The following is a 22,417-nucleotide window of genomic DNA, read 5'->3' as shown; positions in this document are numbered from 1 at the left end:
GCGGCCTGGTCCAGGCCGGCCAGCGGGAAGTCCGAGGGGGTACGGCCCCCGGCGCCGGGCCGGGCGCAGTGCTCGACGATCTCCCGTAGCGCGTCCGTCATGGCTTCGGCGAGGCGGCGGATGGTGGCCTCGTCGTGGCGCTGCTCGGAGTACGCCCACTCGAGCTGGAGCCGCCCGTCGGTGACCGCGCCGGTGATCTCGATCAGGTAGGGGCGGTTGCTGTCCGGGGCGACGTCCTGGCCTACGCCGGGGTGCGCGGCGCGGATCAGCCCGTCCGGTTCGGCGTCCACGTCCCACCGGCCGTGGTAGTTGAAGCTGAGCTGGGGCACGGGTGTGCCGTGCAGGGCCGCACCCGGCGCGTCCGGGGCGCTCAGGTGGCGCAGGGCGCCGTAGCTGAGCCCGCGGTGCGGCACCGCCCGCAGTTGTTCCTTGACGCCGGTCAGCACGGCGGCCCAGTCACCGGCCGGGACGGTCAGCGCGACCGGGAACTCGGCGGTGAACCAGCCGACGGTGCGGGAGGTGTCCACGTCCTCGAACAGTTCCTCCCGGCCGTGGCCCTCCAGGGCGATCAGGATCCGGTCCCGGCCGGTCCATCCGCCGAGCACCCGGCCGAGCGCGCTGAGCAGCACGTCGTTGGCCTGGGTGCGGTAGACCGGTGGCACCCGGTGCAGCAGCGCGTCGGTGTCGGCCGGGGACAGCTCGACGGTGACGCTGCGGGTGGTCGCCGTGGTGTTCGCGCCGTCGCGATCGACCGGCAGGTTCGCGGCCGTCTCGGCGACCGTCCGGGTCCAGTAGGGCACGGCGTCGTCCAGGCCGCCGGCGGCGACCAGACCGGCGAGCCGGTGGGCCCAGGCGGTGTATTCGGTGCCGACCGGCGCGGGTTCTGCCGGACGACCGTCGGTCAGCCGGCGGTAGACGGTCTCCAGGTCGTCGAGCAGGATGCGCCAGGACACGCCGTCGATCACCAGGTGGTGGACGACCAGCAACAGCCGGGGTGGCCGGTCGGCGCCGAGTTCGAACAGCACCGCCCGCAGCAGGGGCCCGGCGGTGATACCGAGTCCGCGCTGGGCGTCCAGGGCGTGGCGGTCCAGCGCGGCCTCGAGGTCGTCGGCGGCGAGATCGGACAGGTCGTGGACGGTCAGACTGCCGCCGGCGGCGTCGGCGGGTTGCTGGGTCCAGCCGGCGGGTCCGTGGCTGAACCGCATCCGCAGCGCCTGGTGGTGGGCCACCACCGCGTCGAGCGCGGCACCCAGGATGCGCCGGTCCACGTCGGCGGGCACGTCGACCAGCATGGACATGGCGAAGTGGTCACGGTGTTCGGTCTCGTGGCCGAGGAACCAGTGCTGGATCGGGGTCAGCGGGGCGGGTCCGGTCATCGCAGCCGCGGTGGCGGCCGCGGGCCGGCTGGTGGTGACGACGGTGGCCAGGTCGGCGACGGTCTGGTGCAGGAAGATGTCCTTGGAGCTGACCCGCAGGCCGGCCTGCCGCGCCCGGGAGACCACCTGGATGCTCAGGATGGAGTCACCGCCGAGGGCGAAGAAGTTGTCGGTGACGCCGACCCGCGCGGCGCCGAGCACGTCGGCCCAGATGCCGGCCAGGCTCTGCTCGATGTCGGTGCGCGGTGCGACGAAGTCGGTCCGGTCGCCGCCCGGCAGCGGGGGCTCCGGCAGGGCGCGCCGGTCGACCTTGCCGGCCGGGGTCAGCGGCAGCCGGTCCACTACCACGAACACCGCGGGGACCAGGTAGCCGGGCAGCGTGCGTTTGATCCAGGCCCGCAGTCCGGCGTCGTCGGGGTCACGACCGCCGGTGGTCACCAGGTATCCCACCAGCCGCTGGTGGCCGTCCTGGCCGGTGTGCCCGGCCACGACCGCCTCGGTCACGTCGGGGTGACCGGTCAGGGCCGCCTCGACCTCGCCGGGCTCGACCCGGAATCCGCGGATCTTGAGCTGTTCGTCGGCGCGGCCGAGGAACTCACAGGTGCCCTCGGCGGTCCAGCGGGCCCGGTCGCCGGTGCGGTACATCCGCTCCCCCGGCGGACCGTACGGGTCGGCGGGGAACTGCGCGGCGGTGCGGCCCGGGTGGTGGAGGTAGCCCCGGGCCACCTGCGGGCCGGCCAGGTACAGCTCGCCGGGTACGCCGACCGGCACCGGCTCGAGCCGCTGGTCGAGCACGTACGCCCGCAGGTTGGTCAGCGGGCGCCCCAGGACCGGACGCCCGTCCCCACTGATCCGTCCGGCCAGGCTGTCCACTGTGCACTCGGTCGGGCCGTACATGTTGTAGGCCAGAAGATCGGGGACGCGGCTCAAGGCGGTCCACAGTGGTGCACCGATCGCCTCGCCGCCGAGGAGCATGATGTGCGGGCGGTGCCGGCGGTCGTCGAGCAGTCCGGCCGGCAGCAGCGTCCGGGCGTACGACGGGGTCACGTCGACCAGGTCGATGCGGTGCTCGGCGACGTACCCGGTGAAGGCCTCGGCGTCCAGCCGCACGGTGTCGTCGAGCACGTGCACCTCATGACCGCCGGCCAGCAGCAGCAGTTCCTCCAGCGAGGCGTCGAAGGTGGCCGCGGCGGCGAGCGCGGCGCGCAGCGGGCGGTCGCCGTGGGCTGCGGCGAAGTCGGCGAGGAAGCCGGCGCGCTGGTGGGCGGCCAGGTTGGTCAGCTGGCGGTGCTCGACGGTGACGCCCTTGGGCCGGCCGGTCGAGCCGGAGGTGTAGATGATGTAGGCGGCGTGCTCCGGCCCTGGCGGTGTGAAGTGCTGCGGCGGTGTGTCGTCGAGGGCTGCCGCCACGGTCAGGTCCAGGGTGCCGGTTCCGGCCGGGACGCCGGCCAGGGCACCCGCGGTGATCACCAGGACGGGCGCGGCGTCGTGCAGCACCACTGCGGTGCGGGCGGCGGGCTGGTCGGGGTCGATCGGCAGGTACACCGCACCGGCGCGCAGCACGGCCAGGAACGCGATCACCAGGTCGATGCGGCGCGGCAGGGCCACCGCCACCACCTGTTCCGGGCCGCAGCCGCGGGACCGCAGCCGGGCGGCCAGCCGGTCGGCGCGGTTCAGCAGCTCGGCGTAGGTCAGCGTGTCGGTCCCGGCGACCACGGCGGTCGCGTCCGGGGTGCGGACGGCCTGAGCGGCCACGAGTTCCGGGAACGGTGTGGCGGGCACGTCGGCCGGTGGGCCGCAGTGGAGGGCCGTCACCTCGTGGCGTTCTCCGGCGGTCAGCAGCGCCGCCGCACCGACCGGCCGGCCGGGCGCGTCCACGACGGCGGCCAGCAGCGTCACCAGGTGAGCGGTCAGCCGGGCGACGGTCGCCGCGTCGAACAGGTCGGTGTTGTATTCCACCGCCCCGGCCAGCACACCGTCGCGTTCCTCGAACTCGAACGCCAGGTCGTGGGTCGCGGTGAGCACCGGTGGCGGCAGTTCCTCGGCGGACAGCCCGGTCAGCGCGGGCGGTTCGGCGGGCAGGTTCTGCAGCACCACCAGCACGTCGAACAGGGGGTTGCGGCTGGTGTCGCGGACCGGTTGCAGCTCGTCGACGAGCCGTTCGAAGGGCACGTCCTGGTGGGCGAACGCACCCAGCACGGTCTCGCGGACGCGGCGCAGCAGGGCGTGGAACGGTGTCCGCGGGTCGACTGCCGAGCGCAGCACGACCGTGTTGACGAAGAAGCCGACGATCCGTTCCAGGCCGGGGTGCTCCCGCCCGGAGGTGACCGTGCCGACGGTGATGTCGTCCTGGCCGGACCAGCGGCTCAGCAGCAGCTGGCAGGCGGCCACGAGAGTGGTGAACAGGGTGCAGTCGTGGGCTCGGCCCAGGCTGTGGAGCCGGGCGGTGAGCTCGGCCGGCACCGTGAAGGCGTGGGCGGCACCGGCGGAGGTGCGCACGGCGGGGCGGGGCCGGTCGGTCGGCAGGTCCAGCGGGGTGATCCCAGCCAGCCGGTCGCGCCAGTAGCCGAGCTGGCCGTCGACGGCCGGGCCGGTGAGCCGGGCTCGTTGCCACACCGCGAAGTCGGCGTAGGTCAGCGGCAGCTCCGGCAGCCGGGCGGGGGTGCCGTGCAGTGCGGCCGCGTACAGCTCGCCGAGTTCGTCGGTGAGCAGCCCGCCGGACCAGCCGTCGGTGATGATGTGGTGCAGCACCAGCAGCAGCACGTGCTGCTGAGCGCCGGTGCGGGCCAGCAGCACCCGCAGCAGCGGGCCGGCGGCCAGGTCGAACGGTCGGCCGGTGTGTTCGGCCAGGGCCCTGTCCACGGCTTCCGGGTCGGCGCCGGTCAGGTCGACGCGGTCGAGGTGGACCGGCGCCGGCGGGTGGATCAGCTGCTCGGCGAGCCCGTCGGCGCCGGTCCGGAAGGTGGTCCGCAGCGACTCGTGCCGGTCCACCAGGGCGGTCAGGGCCGCCTCGAGTGCCCCGGTGTCGAGGTCGCCGGTGAGTTGCAGCGCCAGCGGGCTGACGTACTCGGTGCCTCCCGGCTCGAACTGGTCGAGGAACCACAGGCGCTGCTGGGCGAACGACAGCGGCAGCGGCCGGCTGCGGTCGGCGCGGGGAATGACGCCGCCGGCGGGGACGGCGGCGCCCGCGTCGAGTACGGAGGCGAGCCCGGCCGGGGTCGGGGTGGTGAAGACCGCGCGCGGTGAGATCCGTACGCCTGACAGCTCCCGCAACCGGGCGGTGACGCGCATGCTCAGGATCGAGTCGCCGCCCAGCTCGAAGAAGTTGTCGCCGGCGCCGATCACCGGCACGGCGAGCACCTCGGACCAGACCCGGGCGACCAGCCGCTCGGCCGGAGTGCGGAGGGCGATGTGCACACGGCCACCGGTGTCACCGAAGTCCGGCGCGGGCAGCGACCGGCGGTCCAGCTTGCCGCTGCTGTTCATCGGCAGCCGGTCGACCTCGACGAACGCCGCCGGGATCAGCTGCTCGGGCAGCGTCCGGGCCAGGTGCGTGCGCAGGTCCGCGGCGACCGGCAGGGTGGCGCCGGGCGCGGCGACCAGGTAGGCCACCAGCCGGCGCAGCCCGGGTGCGGACTCGTGGGCGACGACCGCGGCAGCGGTCAGCTCAGGGCCGGCCAGCAGCGCCGCCTCGACCTCGCCGGGCTCGATCCGGTGGCCGCGGATCTTGATCTGCTCGTCGGCGCGGCCGAGGTATTCCAGCAGGCCTTCGCTGGTCCAGCGGACCAGGTCGCCGGTGCGGTACATGCGCGTGCCGGGCCCGGTGTACGGGTCGGCGACGAAGCGTTGCGCGGTGAGCCCGGGCCGGTTCAGGTAGCCGCGGGCCACCTGGTCGCCGGCGATGTAGAGCTCGCCGGTGACGCCCGGCGGGACCGGGGCCAGGCCGGCGTCGAGAACGTACGCGTGCTGGTTGCGGCCGGGGCGGCCGATGACCGGCCGGTCCGCGTCGGTGATCCGGCAGGAGACCGAGTCCACGGCGCACTCGGTGGGCCCGTAGTAGTTGTAGCCGGTGACCCGGCTGCCGGCCAGGGCCTGCCACAGTTCGGGATCGGTCGCCTCGCCGCCCAGCATGACCACCCTTGGGTACGGCCGGGCGTCGTCGAGCAGGCCGGCCGGCAGCAGCTGCCGGGCATAGGTCGGGGTGAGGTCGAGCAAGTCGACGCGGTGCTCGGTGATGTAGCCGACCAGCGCGGCCGGGTCCAGGCGCGTCTCGTCGTCGATGACGTGCAGCGGGTGCCCGGCGGCCAGGAACAGCAGGCCTTCCCAGGACGTGTCGAAGGAGAACACCGCGGTCAGGGCCACGGTCAGCGGCCGGCCGGCGGCGCGGCTCTCCGGCTCGATCAGCTCGTGCCGGTGGTCGAAGTACAACGTGCTCAGCTGCCGGTGTTCGACCAGCACACCCTTGGGCCGCCCGGTGGAGCCGGAGGTGTAGATCAGGTAGGCGGAGTTCTCCGGTCGCAGCGGGCTGAGCCGGTCGCCGTCGTGGGGGGCGGTGTCCGGGCAGCCGGCCAGCGCCGCGGTCGTCGCCGGGTCGTCGAGCCGGAGCACCGGCAGGTCGCCGCCGGGTCCCGGTGCGGCGCCCAGGACCAGGGCCGCTCCGGCGTCCCGGCACAGCAGGTGGATCCGGTCGGCGGGCAGCGTGGGATCGACCGGCAGGTAGACGCCGCCGGCCTTGAGGACGGCCAGGATCGCGACCACGCTGTCGGCGCTGCGCGGCAGGGTCACCGCGACCACGCGTTCGGGACCGACCCCGGCGCGGATCATCAGGTGGGCGAGCCGGTTGGCGCGGGCCTCCAGGGCGGCGTAGGTGAACGTGGTGTCCTGACAGGTCAGGGCCAATACGTCCGGTGTCCGCCGGACCTGCTCCTCGAAGGCCTGGGTCCAGGTGGTGGCGGGGATGTCGAGACCGGTGGCGTTCCACTCGGTCAGCACCCGGTGGCGTTCGCCGGGCAGCAGCCAGGCGTGGTCGGCGACCGGCCGGCGCGGGTCGGCGGCGAAGGAGTTCAGCAGCAGTCGCAGGCGGGCGGCGAGGGCCTGCGCGGTCCCGGGGTCGAACAGCCCCGGGTCGTAGGCCAGCTCCAGGCGCAGCCCGTCGGCCAGATAGGCGCTCAGGGCCAGGGCGAAGTTGGTGGTGTCGGTGGCGTGCACGTCGCGCAGCTGCAACGCTCCGGCGGTCACGGCCGCCTCGTCGTACGGGTAGTTCTCGAAGACCACGACGCTGTCGAACAGGTTGTCCCCGGCGGGCAGGTCGCTCCAGCCGCGCAGCCGCGACAGGGCGGTCCAGTCGAAGCGGCGGGCCTCGCTCTGCGCCTGTTGCAGCCCGCGCAGCCAGTCGGCCGCCGGTTCGTCGCGGAGCACGCTGACCCGGGTCGGGACGGTGTTGATGAACATGCCGATCATCGACTCCACGCCGGTGAGCTCGGCGGGGCGCCCGGAGACGGTGGTGCCGAACACCACGTCGGGTCCGCCGCCGCAGCGCGCCAGCAGCAACGCCCAGGCGCCCTGCACGACGGTGTTGACGGTCAGCCCGTGCTGCTGGGCGGTGCGGCGCAGGGCCGTGGATTCGGTGTCGGACAGGCGGACCCGGACGGTCTCGGCGGATTCGCTGCGGTGGACCTCGCCGGGCTGCCGGTCGTACGGCAGCGGGGTCGGTTCGGTCATCCCCGCGAGCACCGCACGCCAGTACTGCTCGGCCTGGCCGAGGTCCTGGTCGGCCAGCCAGGCGAGGTAGTCACGGAACGGGCGGCGGTGCACCGGCCGGGTCGCGGTGCCCCGCACGTGGGCGGTGTACTCGGCGGCCACCTCGGCGAAGACCTGCCCGACGCTCCAGCCGTCGAGCAGCACGTGGTGCGAGGTCCACACGACCAGTACCTCGTCGTCGGCGGTCCGGGCCACGGCCAGGCGCATCAGCGGGACGGCCGTCAGGTCCAGCCCGGCCCGTTCGTCGTCGGCGATCAGCGTCGCCAGTGCGTCGTCGCGGGCGGCTTCGTCCAGGGCCCGCCAGTCGTGGATGCTCACCGGCAGGGTGACCTCGCGGTGGACGACCTGGACCGGGTGGTCGACGCCCTCCCAGACCACGGTCGTGCGCAGGGCCGGGGTGCGGTCGACGACCCGCTGCCAGGCGGCGGCCAGGACGGTGGGATCGGTGACGCCGCCGAGGCGCAGCCGGGTGCGGTCGGCGTACAGGCCGGCGCCGGCGTCGACCAGGCTGTGGAAGACCATGCCGGCCTGCAGCGGGGTCAGCGGGTAGACGTCCTCGACGGCGCGGCCGTCGCCGGCCACCCGGTCCACGCCCGCCTGGTCGAGCCCGGCGAGCGGGAAGTCGGCCGGCGAGCGTCCGCCGGCGCCGGGCGCCGTGCAGTGCGCGACGACGGCCTGCAACGCCTCCACCATGGCGTCGGCCAGCCGGCGGACGGTGGCCTCGTCGTGCGCCTGGTCGCTGTAGAGCCAGCTCAACCGCAGCTCGCCGTCCTCGACCAGGCCCACGACGTCCAGCAGGTACGCCGGTGCGCGGTCCAAATCGAGTTCGGGGCCGACGCCGTCGTGCCGGGCCCGGATCAGCCCGGTGGCGGCGCCGGCGTCCCAGCGGCCGTGGTAGTTGAAGCAGACCTGGGGCAGGGGACGGCCGGACAGGGCGGTGGCGGCCGGGGACAGGTACCGCAGGGCCTCGTAGCTGAGCCCGCGGTGCGGCACCGCGCGCAGCTGTTCCTTGACGGCGAGCAGTGTGCGGCCCCAATCGCCGGCCGCGGGCAGCTGCAGGGTGACCGGGAACTGGGTGGTGAACCAGCCGACGGTCCGTGACAGGTCGACGCCGTCGAGCAGTTCCTCGCGGCCGTGGCCCTCGCAGGTGATCGCCACCCGGTCGTGGCCGGTCCAGTCGGCCAGCACCCGGCCGAGGGCGCCGAGCAGCACGTCGTTGACCTGGGTGCGGTAGGCCGGTGGCACCCGGTGCAGCAGAGCGGTGGTGTCGTCACGGCCCAGCCGGACGGTGATGGTGCGGGTGGAGTGGCCGTCGGCGGTGCCGTGGTGGTCGACCGGCAGCGGCGGTGGCGCGCCCGCCGCCGTCCAGTGGTCCAGCGCCTCGTCTAGGCCTCCGGCGGTGACGTGCCCGGCCAGGCGGTGGGCCCACTGGGTGAACGGTGTGGTCACCGGGGGCAGGGCCACCGGCTGCCCGTCTCCGAGCTGGCAGTAGGCGGTCTCCAGGTCCTCGAGCAGGATGCGCCAGGACACTCCGTCGACGACGAGGTGGTGGGCGACCAGCAGCAACCGGGGCGCCGGGTCGTCGTCCGGACGGACCAGGGCGGCGCCGAACATCCGCCCGGTGGCGGGGTCGAGGGCGGCCCGCAGAGCCGCGGCGGCCTCCTCGAGCCCGTCGTGCCGGTGCAGGACGGCGTGGCCGGCCACCGGTTGCTGCGCGTCGGCGGTGCAGGCCAGGCGCAGGCCCTCATGGTGGCGGGTCAGGGCGTCCAGGGCCGCGCCCAGCCGGTTCTCGTCCACGTCGGCGGCCAGTTCGAGCACCATCGACATGGTGAAATGCGGCAGCGGGCCGTAGGTGTCGAAGAACCAGCGCTGGATGGGGGTCAGCGGCGCCGGCCCGGTGATCAGCGGGGTGTCCGCCGGTGCCGTGGCGGCCTCGACGGCGGGTGCCAGGTCGGCGATGCACTGATGCAGGAAGATGTCGCGCGAGGTCAGGCGCAGGCCGGCCTGCCGGGCCCGGGAGACCACCTGGATGCTGAGGATCGAATCGCCGCCGAGGGCGAAGAAGTTGTCGGTGATGCCCACCCGTTCGGCGCCGAGGACCTCCGCCCAGATGGCGGCCAGGTGCTGTTCGACCTCGGTGCGCGCAGCGGTGAAGGCGGCCTGCTCGCCGGTCGGGGCGGCGGGGGCCGGCAGCGCCCGGCGGTCGATCTTTCCGGTGGAGGTGGTGGGCAGCCGGTCCAGGGTGACGAACACCGCCGGCACCATGTAGTCGGGCAGCGACCGGCGCAGCGCGGCACGCAGCCCGGCGTCGTCCACCGTGTCGGACCCGGCCGGCACCACGTAGCCCACCAGCCGCCGGTGCCCGGCGTCGTCGTCGCGGGCGATGACGACCGCCTCGGCGACGCCGGGCGTGCTGAGCAGGGCGGTCTCGATCTCGCCGGGCTCGATCCGGAAGCCGCGGACCTTGACCTGGTCGTCGGTGCGGCCGAGGTAGTCGAGCTGGCCGTCGGGGGTCCACCGGGCCCGGTCGCCGGTGCGGTACATCCGCTCCCCCGGCGCGCCGTACGGGTCGGCCACGAAGCGCTCCGCCGTCAGGCCGGGACGGTGCAGGTAACCCCGGGCGACCTGGGCCCCGGCCAGGTACAGCTCTCCGGCGATCCCCACCGGCACCGGTTGCCGGGCCTCGTCGAGCACGTACGCCCGCACGTTGCGCAGCGGCCGCCCGACCACCGGCCGCACGCCGGGGCGGACCTCGGCCGACAACGCGTCCACGGTGCACTCGGTGGGGCCGTAGAAGTTGTACGCGGTGGTGCCGGGCACCTCGCCCAGTTCCCGCCAGAGGGACTCGCCGATCGCCTCGCCGCCGAGCATCAGCACGGCCGGGCGGTGGGCGTCGTCGGCCAGCAGCCCGACGCTGAGCAGGTGCCGCAGGTACGACGGCGTCAGGTCGAGGAAGTCGATCCGGTGCCGGCGCACGTAGCCGACCAGGGCGTGCGGGTCGAGGCGGGTCTGCTCGTCGACGACGTGCAGCTCGTGCCCGTCGGCCATCAGCAGCGGGCCCTCCCACGAGGTGTCGAAGGAGAACGCCGCCGTCAGCGTGACCCGCATCGGCCGGCCCACCGCGGCGGCCAGGCCGTGCCGGTGGTGGTGGAACAGGTTGACCAGCTGCCGGTGCTCGACCACCACGCCCTTGGGGCGGCCGGTCGAGCCGGAGGTGTAGATGACGTAGGCGGCGTGGTCCGGTCGGGTGCCGGCACCGGCCGGCCGGGCGGCGGGTCGGCCGGCGAGTTCCGCGACGATCCGCGGGTCGTCGAGAGCGACGTGCGGGGTGTCACCGGCCGGGACGACGCCGCCCGCGGTCAGGATGAGCACCGGGGCGGCGTCGTCCAGCACGAAGGCGATCCGCTCGGCCGGCAGGTCCGGGTCGAGCGGCAGATACACCGCACCGGCCTTGGCCACGGCGAGCAGAGCCACGATCATGTCGGCGGTCCGCGGCAGGGCCAGAGCGACCAGCCGCTCCGGGCCGGCGCCGCGGTCGGCGAGCAGCCGGGCCAGCCGGTTCGCCCGCTCGTCGAGCTGCCGGTAGGTCAGCGTGGCGTCCCGGGCGACCAGGGCGGTGGCGTCCGGGGTGCGGTCGGCCTGAGCCTCGTACAGCTCGGCGAAGGTGCCCGGCGGGACGTCGGCGGCGGTGGCGTTCCACTCGGTGAGCACCCGGTCGCGTTCACCGGCACCGAGCATGGACACCGTCGCCAGCCGTTGATCGGGGCGGGCGGAGACGGCGTCGAGCAGGGCCAGCAGGTGACCGGTCAGCCGCTCGGCGGTGGCGGTGTCGAACAGGTCGGTGTTGTATTCCACGAAGCCGGCCAGGTGCTCGTCCTGGCGTTCGAACTCCACGGAGACGTCCACCGTGGCGGCGCGGCGGGACAGCTCGATCTCCTCCACCTGCAGCCCGGCCAGCTGCGGGGCGGCCCGCCGCTGGTCGTGCAGCAGCACCATCACGTCGAACAGCGGGTTGCGGCTGGGGTCGCGGACGGCGCCGGCGGCCTCGACGAGCCGTTCGAACGCGACGTCGTCGTGGGCGAAGGCGTCCAGGGCGGTCTCCCGGACGTGGGTCAGCAGACCGGCGAAGGTGTGGCGCTCGTCGACCCGGGCGCGCAGGACGACGGTGTTGACGAAAAAACCGACGAGGCGTTCGAGCTCGGGGCGGTTGCGACCGGAGACCACGGTGCCCAGCGCCACGTCGTCCTGGCCTGCGTACCGGGAGAAGAGCAGCGCGCAGGCGGCGGTCAGGACGGTGAACAGGGTGGTGTCGTGCGCCCGGGCCAGCGTGCTCAGGCGGGCGGCGACGGCGGCGGGCACGGTGAACCGGTGCACGGCGCCGTGTGAGGTCCGTACCGCCGGCCGCGGCCGGTCGGTGGGCAGTTCCAGCGGAGCCAGGCCGGCGAGCTGACCGGTCCAGTAGCCGGCGTGCCGCCGGGCCGCGTCGCCGGTGGCCTGGCGGCGTTGCCAGCAGGCGAAGTCGGCGTAGCGCAGCTCCGGAGCGGGCAGCGGGCCCGGTGCGCCGGTGCGGGCCGCGGTGTACAGCGTGCCGAGGTCGGCGACCAGGATGCCCATCGACCAGCCGTCGGTGACGATGTGGTGCACGGCCAGCAGGAGCACGTGCTCGTCGTCGGCGAGCCGGTACAGGGTGGCCCGGAACAGGGGGCCGTGCCGCAGGTCGAACGGGACGGCGTAGCCGTCGTACAGCAGCCCGTCCAGTCCTTCGGCGGACGCCTCGACCAGCGGCACGTCGAGGTCGGGCACCGGGTTGACCACTTGCAGCGCGGTCCCGTCGACGTCGTCGAAGGTGGTGCGCAGCGCCTCGTGCCGGGTCATCAGGGCGCGCAGTGCGACGGTGAGCGCCGGCCGGTCCAGTGGCCCGCGCAGGCGCAGGGCCAGGGCGCTGTTGTACTCGGTGCCGCCGGGCTGGAAGCGGTCCAGGAACCACAGCCGCTGCTGGGAGAACGACAGCGGCAGCGGCTCGCCGGACGGTGCGGCCGGGATCGGCTCGGCGACCGGGGCGGCCGGCGCTGAGCCGCTCAGGCGCTGGCGGAGGATCTGCTGCAGGTGGGCGGGTAGCGCTTCGATGCGGCTCTGCTGGTCAGACGACATCAGGTGCTCCTTGTCGGGGGTCGCCGGCATCGGCCGCGAGGCGCTCGAGCTCCTGGAGGATCCGGTCCTCCACGAGCACGGCGAGGGCGGCGACGGTGCGGGCGGTGAGGATGTCGCGGGGGTGGAGGGTGACGCCGAAGGCTGCGCCGGTGCGCGAGGCGACGAGCATGCTGCGGATGGAGTCACCGCCGAGGTCGAAGAAGCTGTCCTGGACGCCGATCCGGTCGTTTCCGAGCACCTCGGCCCAGATGCCGGCGATGACTTTCTCGGCCTCGGTGCGCGGTGCCGTCGGTGTGGCGCCGGTGGTGGCCGACAGGTCCGGTGCGGGCAGCGCCGCCCGGTCGAGCTTGCCGTTCGGGCTCAGGGGCAGCCCGTCCAGCACGACGAACGCCGACGGGACCATGTACTGCGGCAGGTCGGTGGCGAGCGCGGCGCGCAGGCGGGCCGGGTCGGGCGTGGTGCCGGACGGCGGCACGAGATAGGCGACGAGCCGGTCGTCGCGGGCCACCACGACGGCCTGGGTGACCTCGGGGAGCCGGCACAGCGCCGCCTCGATCTCCCCGGGCTCGATCCGGTTGCCCCGGATCTTGACCTGGTCGTCGGTGCGGCCGAGGAAGCCCAGGGTGCCGTCGGGCAGCCAGCGGGCCAGGTCACCGGTGTGATACATCCGCTCCCCGGGTTCACCGTACGGGTCGGCGACGAACCGCTGGGCGGTCAGGCCGGGGCGATGCAGGTAGCCGCGGGCCAGTTGGACGCCGGCCAGGTAGAGCCGGCCGGGGACACCCGGCGGGACCGGGCGCAGGTCACGGTCGAGCACGTAGGTGCGGGTGTTCCGGACCGGCCGGCCGATCGGTACCGGTCCGTCGCCGGCGTCGGGCCGGCAGGGGTGGTAGGTGACGTCGACGGACGCCTCGGTCGGGCCGTACAGGTTGTGCAGGGTGGCGGGCAGCAGCGCGTGGAAGGCCGCGGCGACGTCGCCCGGCAGCGCCTCGCCGCTGCAGATGACCTGCCGCAGCCCGGTGCAGCCGGCGGCGGCGGGAGCGGCCAGAAAGGCCCGCAACATCGAGGGTACGAAGTGGACGGTGGTGACGCCCGCGGAGCGGATCAGCTCGGCCAGGTAGGCGGGCTCACGGTGTCCGCCGGGCCGGGCCACCACCAGGTGCGCACCGGTGATCAGCGGCCAGAAGAACTCCCACACGGAGACGTCGAAGCCCGCGGGGGTCTTCTGCAGCACCACGTCGCCGGTGTCGAGCCGGTACTCGTCCTGCATCCACAGCAGCCGGTTCACGATGCCGCGGTGCGGCACGGCGACGCCCTTGGGCCGGCCGGTCGAGCCGGAGGTGTAGATGACGTAGGCCGGGTGGTCCGGGCCCGGCCGGGCCGGACCGGTCGTGACGGGACCGTCGGCCTCCCGCATCGTCTCCGGGCGGTCCAGCACCAGCACGGGCCGGGCGTCGTCGAGCATCGTGGTGATCCGGGCGGCGGGCAGGTCCGGGTCGACCGGCAGGTAGGCGGCGCCGGATTTGAGGACCGCGACCAGCGCTACGACCAGTTCCAGCGAGCGGGGCAGGGCGACCGCGACACAGCGTTCCGGTCCGGCGCCGTCGGCGATCAGCCGGCGCGCCACCCGGTCCGACCAGTCGGCCAGCTCGGCGTAGGTCAGGGTCTCGCCGGAGAAACTGACCGCCCGGGCGTGCGGGGAACGGTCCCGCTGGGCGTTCAGGAGATCCACCAGCGTGCTCTCCGGTACGGGATGCACGGCGCCGGTCCCCTGTCGCAGCACCCGCTGGTGTTCGGCGGCGGTGAGCATCGGCAGCGCGCCGACGGGCCGGTGCGGGTCGCCGGCCAGTTCGGTCAGCAGCGTGCGCAGGTGTCCGGCCAGCCGCCCGGCGGTGCCCCCGTCGAACACCGCCGGGTCGTAGCCCAGCGCGAACGACAGCTGCGGTCCGGGGTAGACGATCAGGCTGAGGGCAAAGTTGGTGGTCTCCACCGCTTCCAGGTCCCGCAGCCGCAGCCCGTGTGCGCGGGTGGCGGTGTCGTCGATCGGGTAGTTCTCGAAGACCACGATGCTGTCGAAGAGCCCCGACTCGGCCGGCACGTCGCTGAGCGCGCGCAGCCGGGCGAGCGGCAGGTGCTCGTACTGGCGTGCCTCGGTCTGCGCCGCCTGGAGTTCGCGCAGCCAGGACAGGGCGTCGGCGCCGGGGTCGACATCGACCCGGACCGGCAGGGTGTTGATGAACAGTCCGGTGATCGTGTCGGCCCCGGTCAGTGCGGCCGGGCGGCCGGAGACGGTGGCACCGAAGCAGACGTCGGGCTGTCCGCTGCAGCGGGCCAGCAGAATCGCCCAGGCCCCCTGCACGAGCGTGTTGAGGGTCAGGCCGTTGCCCCGGGCGAGGCCGTCGAGCCGGCGTGACTCGTCGTCGCCGAGCGTGGTCGTGTGCCGCAGCGTGGAGGCGGCCGGGGCTCCCGGTGAGGGTTCGCGGTCGTACGGCAACGGGGTGGGTGCCGAGAAGCCGGTCAGGACCGTGCGCCAGTGCTGCTCGGCCGCGGTGTCGTCCTGGGTGGCGAGCCAGGCGACATGGTCACGGAAGGGCCGCCGCGCCGGCAAGGTGTGCGGTGTGCCGTCGCGCAGCCCGCCGTGGCAGGTGAAGACGTCGGACAGGACCTGGAAGATGCTCCAGCCGTCCAGCAGCAGGTGGTGGAAGGTCCAGACCACCTGGACCTCGGTCGGCGAAAGCCGGGCCAGGGTGAGGCGCAGCAGCGGGGCGCGGCTCAGATCCAGTCCCTGTGCCCGGTCGGTGTCGAGCAGCCGGCGCAGGGCGTGGCGGCGGGTGCCGTCGTCGTACCCGGTCCAGTCCAGGTGGGTGACCGGGAGGCGGGCGCCGCGGTGCACGATCTGCACCGGCTCGGTCAGCCCGTCCCAGGCCACCGCGGTGCGCAGCACGGGTGTGGCGTCGACGACCCGTTGCCAGGCGGTGGCCAGCCGGACCGGGTCCGCGACGCCGTCGAGGACGAAGGTGGTCTGCTGGAAGTAGGCCTGGCCGCCGGCCGGGTCGAGTCCGTGGAAGACCATGCCGGCCTGCATGGCGGTGAGCGGGTAGATGTCCGCCACGTCGGTGCCGGGCCCGGTGAGCCGGTCCACGGCGGCGTGGTCGAGCCGCGCCAGCGGGAAGTCCGACGGGGTGCGCCCGCCGGCGTCCGGGCCGGCGCAGTGGGTGATGATCTCGCCCAGGGCCGCCACCATCCGGTCGGCCAGCCCGGCGACGGTGTCGCGGTGGTGCCGGTGCCGGCCGTACGACCAGGTGAGCTCGAGGTGGCCGGCGGTGATCCGGCCGACGACCTCCAGGGCGTGCGGGCGGGGCGCGTCGGGGTCCTCGGTCAGCGCCAGGCCGGCCGGCGGGCCGTGGAAGATGTCGCCGTCGGGTACGGAGAACTGGCCGAGGTAGTTGAAGGCGATCTGTGGCTGGGCGCCGGCCGGCAGCCGGCCGGTGGTCAGTCGGCGCAGTGCGCCGAAGCCGATTCCGCGCCGGGGTACGGCGCGCAGTTGTTCCTTGACGGCCTTGAGTGCCGTGCCCCAGTCGGCGCCGGCCGGCACGGTGAGGGCCACCGGGTAGACCGTGGTGAACCAGCCGACGGTCCGGGTCAGGTCGGTGCCGTCGAGGATCTCCTCGCGGCCGTGGCCCTCCAGGTCGACGAGCACCCGGTTGCCGGTCCAGTCGCGCAGCGTCGCGCCGAGGGCGGTGAGCAGGACGTCGTTGATCTGGGTCCGGTACACCGCCGGCACATCGTGCAGCAGGGCCGCGGTGCGGTCGCGGTCCAGGCGTACGGTCACCGACCGGGTGTCCGCGGCGGTGTCGGGCCCGATGCCGTCGACCGGGAGGGCGGTGTCGTGGGTGAGGATGTCCGCCCAGTGCGGGAGTTCGTCGTCGAAGCCACCGGCCGCGGTGTGGGCGGCCAGCCGGTTCGCCCAGTCGAGGAACGACGTGGTCCGCGCCGGCAGCCGTACCGCCGCGCCCGTGGTGATCTGCCGGTAGGCGTCCTGCAGGTCTTCGGCCAGCAGCCGCCACGACACCGCGTCCACCACGAGGTGGTGCACGACCAGCACCAGCATCGTCGGGCCGTCCTCGATGTCGATGAGGGTGGCGCGCAGCAGTGGGCCGCGGGCGAGGTCGAGGTCGCCGTGCGCCCGTTCGACCTCGGCCGGCAGCGCCTCGGGGGCCGGACCGGCGGGCAGCTGCCGGCGAGGCAGCACGGCCGGTTGCGGCGGCCCGATCCGCATCCGGCGGTCGTCGCCGGAGCCGGGGAAGACGGCGCGCAGAGCGTCGTGGTGGGCCAGCACCGCCGACAACGCGGTGCGCAGGGTGTCTTCGTCGACCTGCGGTGTGAGTTCGAACGCCAGCCACTGGTCGAACTTCCCGGCCCGGCCCGGCCGGGATTCCAGCAGCCAGCGCTGAATCGGCGTGAGCGGGGAGGTCCCGGTGACCGGTCCGCGGTCCGCGGTGGGGGCGGCGGCCGGCGCGATCGCGCCGGCGGCGGCCAGCGCCGCGACCGTCCGGTGACGGAAGATGTCGCGGGAGGTCACGAGCAGGCCGGCCGCGCGGGCCTGCGACACCACCTGGATGCTCAGGATCGAATCGCCGCCGAGGGCGAAGAAGTCGTCCTCGACACCGGCGCGAGGTACGCCGAGCACCGCGGCCCAGATGTCGGTGAGGACCTGTTCGGCCGCGCTGCGCGGGGCCACGTAGAGCTCGGTCGCGGCGGTGAGGTCGGGGGCGGGCAGGGCCCGGCGGTCCAGTTTGCCGTTCGGGTCCGTCGGCAGGGCGTCCAGGAACACCCAGGCCGCCGGGATCATGTGCTCGGGCAGGGTGGTGGCCAGCCGGGCGCGGAGGCGGACGGCGTCGTGGTCGCCGTCGGGGGTGGGCACCACGTAGGCGACCAGCCGGCGGGTGCCGGATTCCTCGGTGCGGACCACGACGGCCGCGTTGCGGATGCCGTCCAGCTCGGTCAGCGCCGCGGTCACCTCGCCCAGCTCGATGCGGAAGCCGCGGATCTTGACCTGGTCGTCGGCGCGGCCCAGGAACTCCAGCCGGCCGCCGGCGTCCCAGCGCACCAGGTCACCGGTGCGGTACATCCGGTGCCCGGCCGGGCCGAACGGGTCGGCCACGAAGCGCTCCGCCGTCAGGCCGGGCCGGCCCAGGTACCCCCGGGCCAGCCCGGAGCCGGCGACGTACAACTCGCCGGGGGCGCCGTCGGGGACCGGCCCCAGCCCGGCGTCGAGCACGTACACCCGGGTGTTGGGGATCGGCCGGCCGATCGGCGGGGTCCGGCCCGGGGTCAGCGGTTCGGACCAGGTGGACACCACGGTGCTCTCGGTCGGCCCGTACGAGTTGATCATCCGGCGGCCGGGCGCCCACCGGGCCACCAGATCGGCGCCGCAGGCGTCACCGCCCACGATGACGCAGCCGAAGCCGGGCAGCGTCTCGCCGTCGGGCACGGTGGCCAGGGCAGCCGGTGGGATCAAAGCGTGGGTGACGAGGTGGTCGCGCAGCACCGCAGCGAGCCGGTCGCCGAGCAGTGGCCCGTCCGGGGGCACCACCAGGGCCGCGCCGGCCGGTAGAGCCATGCACAGCTCCAGGATCGAAGCGTCGAAGCTCGGTGAGGCGAACTGCAGCACGCGGTCGCCCGGGCGCACGGCGTAGTGCTCGATCTCGGCGGCGGAGAAGCTCGCCAGTCCGCGGTGGGCGATCACCACGCCCTTGGGCCGCCCGGTGGAGCCGGAGGTGTAGATGACGTAGGCCGGATGATCCAGCCGCAACGGCGCGAGGCGTTCGCCGTCGTCCACCTCGCTGTCCGGCAGGGCGGCCACGGTGTCGCGCACGGCCGGGTCGTCCAGCGTGAGCACCGGGGCACCGGCCGGCAACCGGTCGGTGAGACCGGCGTGGGTGAGTACCAGCACGGGCGCCGCGTCGCCGAGCATCAACGCGATCCGCGACTGCGGGTAGTCCGGGTCCACCGGCAGGAAGGCCGCCCCGGTCTGGCTCACCGCCAGCTCGGCGGTCACGATGTCCGCCGAGCGGGGCAGCGCCAGGGCGACGATCCGTTCCGGGCCGGCGCCGTGCCGGATGAGCAGCCGGGCCAGCCGGTTCACCCGTGACCACAGCTGGGCGTAGCTGAGGTCGCCGGCGGCGGACCGGATCGCGGGCCGGTCCGGTGTGCGGGCCACCTGCCGGGCGACCAGCTGCGGCAGGGTGGTCGCCGGGATCGCGCGAGCGGTGTCGTTGCGCCGGATCAGCAGTTCGATGCGTTCCTCGGCGGACAGCAGCCCGACGGTGCCCAGTGCGGCCGCCGGGGCGGCGGTGACGCCCTCCAGCAGGCGCATCAGGTGCTCGCCCAGCGCGGCGACGCGGGTCGCGCTGAACACCCCGGTGCGGTATTCCAGGACCAGCTCGAGGGTGTCGCCGTGCGGAACGAACTCGACCACCAGATCGAAGCGTGCATCGGGCCGCGGCAGGTCGTACTGCGTGAACCGCACCCCGGCCGCCCGGTGTTCGGCGACCAGGTCCGGCTGGAGCACGACCACCGCCCGGACGAGGTCGCCGTCCGGGCGCAGGTCCTCGACCAGCCGGTCGTAGGGCACGTCGTGGGTGAACGCGTCCAGGACGGTCTCCCGGACGTCGGCCAGCCGCCGGGCGAAACTCTCCCGCCGGTCCACCGAGCCGCGCAGCACCAGGGTGTTGACGAAGAAGCCGGTCAGCCGGTCCAGCTCGGTGCGGTCTCGGCCGGAGGTCACCGTGCCGAGTGTGATGTCGTTCTGGCCGGTGTACCGGGCCAGCAGCACCTGCACGGCGGCGACGAGGGTCATGTAGAGGGTCGTGCCGTGCTGCCGGCCGAGTTGTTCCAGCTGAGAGGTCAGGCCGGCCCGGATCGTCCGGCGGTGCAGGCCGCCGGCAGTGCCGCCGTCGCCGGTGCCGTCGGCCGGCAGGTGCAACGGCTCCGCCCCCGCGAGCCGGTCCCGCCAGTACGGCAGCCGGGCCGCGGTGGTCGTGGCTGACCGGTCGCGTTCCCAGGCGGCGAAGTCGGCGTACTGGACGGCGAGCTCGGGCAGCGCGACGGCGGCCGGGCCGGTCACGGCGGCCTCGTACAGCGTGGCCAGCTCGTCGGTGAGGACCCGCACGGACTGCCCGTCGGTGATGATGTGGTGCTGGGCGATCAGCAGCACGTGTTCGGCCGGCCCGGTGGACACCAGCACGGCCCGGGTGAGCGGCCCGGTCGTCAGGTCGAACGGCCGGCGCAGTTCCCCGGCGAGGACCTCGTCGACGGGGCCCGCCCGGTCGACCAGGCGCAACGGCAGCAGGGCGCGGCCGGCGATCACCTGCCGGGGCTCGCCGTCGACTTCGGTGAAGGTGGTGCGTAGCGACTCGTGCCGTTCGGTCAGGGCGTCGAGTGCGGTCCGGAGGGCGCGCAGGTCGAGCTCGCCCCGCAGGAGCAGGCCCACACCGGTGTTGTTGTCGGTGCTGCCGGGCGCGAGGTGCTGGTGGGTCCAGAGCCGCCGTTGATGGGTCGACAGCGGCAGCGGCCGGGCCCGGTCCTGCCGGGTGATCGCGTCGGGGTTCTCGGTGGCGGCGCCGGTGAGCAGGTCGCTGAGGGCCGCGACGGTACGGGCGTCGAAGGCCGCCCGGGCCGGCAGGCGCACGCCCAGCGCCGCGTGCAGCCGGGCCGAGGCCCGCACCGCCAGCAGTGAGTCGCCGCCGAGGGCGAAGAAGTCGTCGTCGCGGCCCACGGCGGTCACCTGCAGCACGTCGGCCCAGACCTCGGCGACCAGCTGCTCCGTCAGCGTCCGGGGCGGCCCGCCGGCGGGCGCCGCGCGGTCGAAGGTCGGCGCCGGAAGGGCGCGCTGGTCGAGCTTTCCGTTGCGGCTGACCGGGAGAGCCGTCAGCGCGACGAACGCCGCGGGCACCATGTGGTCCGGCAGCACGGCCGCCATGTGTGCGCGCAGAACAGCGACGTCCACTCCGGACGGTGACTGCGGGACGACGTACGCGACCAGCCGTTTGACGCCGGGCCGGTCCTCGCGGGCGACGACCGCGGCCCGGGCCACCGACCGGTGCCGGGTCAGGACCGCTTCGATCTCGCCGGGCTCGATCCGGAAGCCACGGATCTTGACCTGGTCGTCGGCCCGGCCGAGGAAGTCCAGCCGGCCGTCGGCCGAGCGGCGGACCCGGTCGCCGGTGCGGTACATCCGGTCGCCGGGCCCGCCGAACGGGTCGGCGACGAAGCGCTGGGCGGTCAGGCCGGGCCGGCGCAGATAGCCCCGGGCGACGCCGGCGCCGGCGACGTAGAGCTCCCCCACCGCACCGAAGGGCACCGGACGCAACCGGTGGTCGAGCACGTAGCAGGCGGTGCCGGGCAGCGGCGTGCCGATCGGCGGTACGGCCCCGGGGGTCAGCGGGCTGGTCCAGGTGGCGACCACGGTGATCTCGGTGGGGCCGTAGGCGTTGATCATCCGGCGGCCGGGGGCCCACCGGGTGACCAGCGTCGCGTCGCAGGCCTCACCACCGACCAGCAGGGTGCGCAGGTCGGGCAGGGCGCCGGCCGGCAGAGTGGCCAGCGCGGCGGGCGGGATGAGCGCGTGGGTGATCCGGCCGGTGGCCAGCACCTCGGCCAACTGCTCCCCCGCGACCGCGCCCGGCGGCGGCACCACCAGGGCGGCCCCGGCCGGCAGGGCCATTCCGGACTCCAGGACGGAGGCGTCGAAGCTCGGCGAGGAGAACTGCAGCACTCGGTCGCCGGGCTCGACGCCGAGGTGGCCGGCCTCGGCCGCGCAGAAGTGGGCCAGGCCGTGGTGTGGCACGACCACACCCTTGGGCACGCCGGTGGAGCCGGAGGTGAAGATGACGTAGGCCGGGTGGCAGCCCCGCAGAGGGCTCCGGCGATCGGCGTCGGTCACGGTGGACCCGGAGAGGCCGTCGAGTTCCGCGCGGACCTGCGCGTCGTCCAGCACGATCTGGTCAGCAGTGGTGGCCACGTCGCCGCGGGTCACCACCGCCACGGGCCGCGCGTCGCCGAGCATGGCAGCGATCCGCGGCGCCGGATAGGCCGGATCCACCGGCAGGAAAGCCGCGCCGGCTTTGGCCACCGCCAGTTGCGCGATGACGATCTCCACCGATCGGGGCAGCACCAAAGCGACGATGGTCTCCGGTCCCGCGCCGTGGCGGATCAGCAGCCGGGCCAGCCGGTTGGCCGAGGTGTCCAGCTCGGCGTAGGTGAGGGTCGTGCCGGAGGCGAGCACCGCGGGCCGCTCCGGGGTACGCCTGGCCTGGGCCTCGACCAGCTCCGGCCAGAGGGCCGGCGGCGCCGGGTGCTCGGCGCCGCGGGCGGCCTGGACCACGAGCCGGCGTTCGTCGGCGGTGAGCAGGTCGACCTCGGCCGGGGGCAGGGTGGGGTGGTCGGCGATCGCGGCCAGCACGCGGCTCAGGTGGCCGGCGGTGCGGCGCACGTCCGGCTCGGTCAACCGGTCGGTCCGGTACTCCAGGTCGATGCGCGGATCCGCGCCGGTCCGGGGCCGGACCACCAGCACGGTCTCCGGGGGAACAACGGTCCGGCCGGCGGCGACCACGACCCGGGCCAGGTCGCCGGTCACCGGCGGACCGGACGGCGTGCCCGCAGCCGCCCGGAAGGTCTCGACGAGGGCGGCGAGCGTGTCGACGGCCTCGGACGCCGGGCCGAGCAGGTGCAGGCCGTCGGTGGTCGCGGCGGCCACGGCCACGTCTTGCCCGCCGCTGTAGCGGCTCAGCACCACGTGCAGGGCGGCGGCGCAGACGGGGACCCGGTCGTCGCGCCAGGCGATGCCGGACGGCAGGCCGCACCGCACTGTGCGCCAGCGACCCGGCCGGGCCGTGGCGGCCGGGTCGCGGGGAGCAGGGATCGGCTCGGCGGCCAGGCCCGGAAGGTGCGGCGGCCGTCCTGTTTCAACGCTTTTCGCGCTGGTCACTTCCTGTGCCTCGGTGCGGGATCGCGGAGACGGATGTACCGGTGCAGCGCGGTGCTTCGACAACGTCGGCAAACCTTTCAGGCACGTGGAAGGGATTGACCGGCGGACGGCGGCGAATTTCTGCCGCCGATGCCGGAAA

General features: G+C 74.5%; 1 protein-coding gene and 1 pseudogene. Both read right to left on the bottom strand.

The features are described 5' to 3' along the window. Positions 1–47: 47 nt before the first annotated feature. Positions 48–12,287 (bottom strand): annotated as a pseudogene (locus tag AFR_RS48795) (amino acid adenylation domain-containing protein); the annotation flags it as partial. Next, positions 12,277–22,278, bottom strand: a complete 10,002-nt coding sequence (locus tag AFR_RS12505) for a non-ribosomal peptide synthetase (protein ID WP_148307944.1) — start codon at positions 22,276–22,278, stop codon at positions 12,277–12,279. The gene AFR_RS12505 and the pseudogene AFR_RS48795, both read right to left, overlap by 11 nt. Positions 22,279–22,417 lie beyond the last annotated feature (139 nt).

The sequence above is a fragment of the Amorphoplanes friuliensis DSM 7358 genome, assembly GCF_000494755.1.
Classification (GTDB): domain Bacteria; phylum Actinomycetota; class Actinomycetes; order Mycobacteriales; family Micromonosporaceae; genus Actinoplanes; species Actinoplanes friuliensis.
Note: the sequence above shows the minus strand (reverse complement) of the source record. Positions and strands in the feature narration are given on the sequence as shown.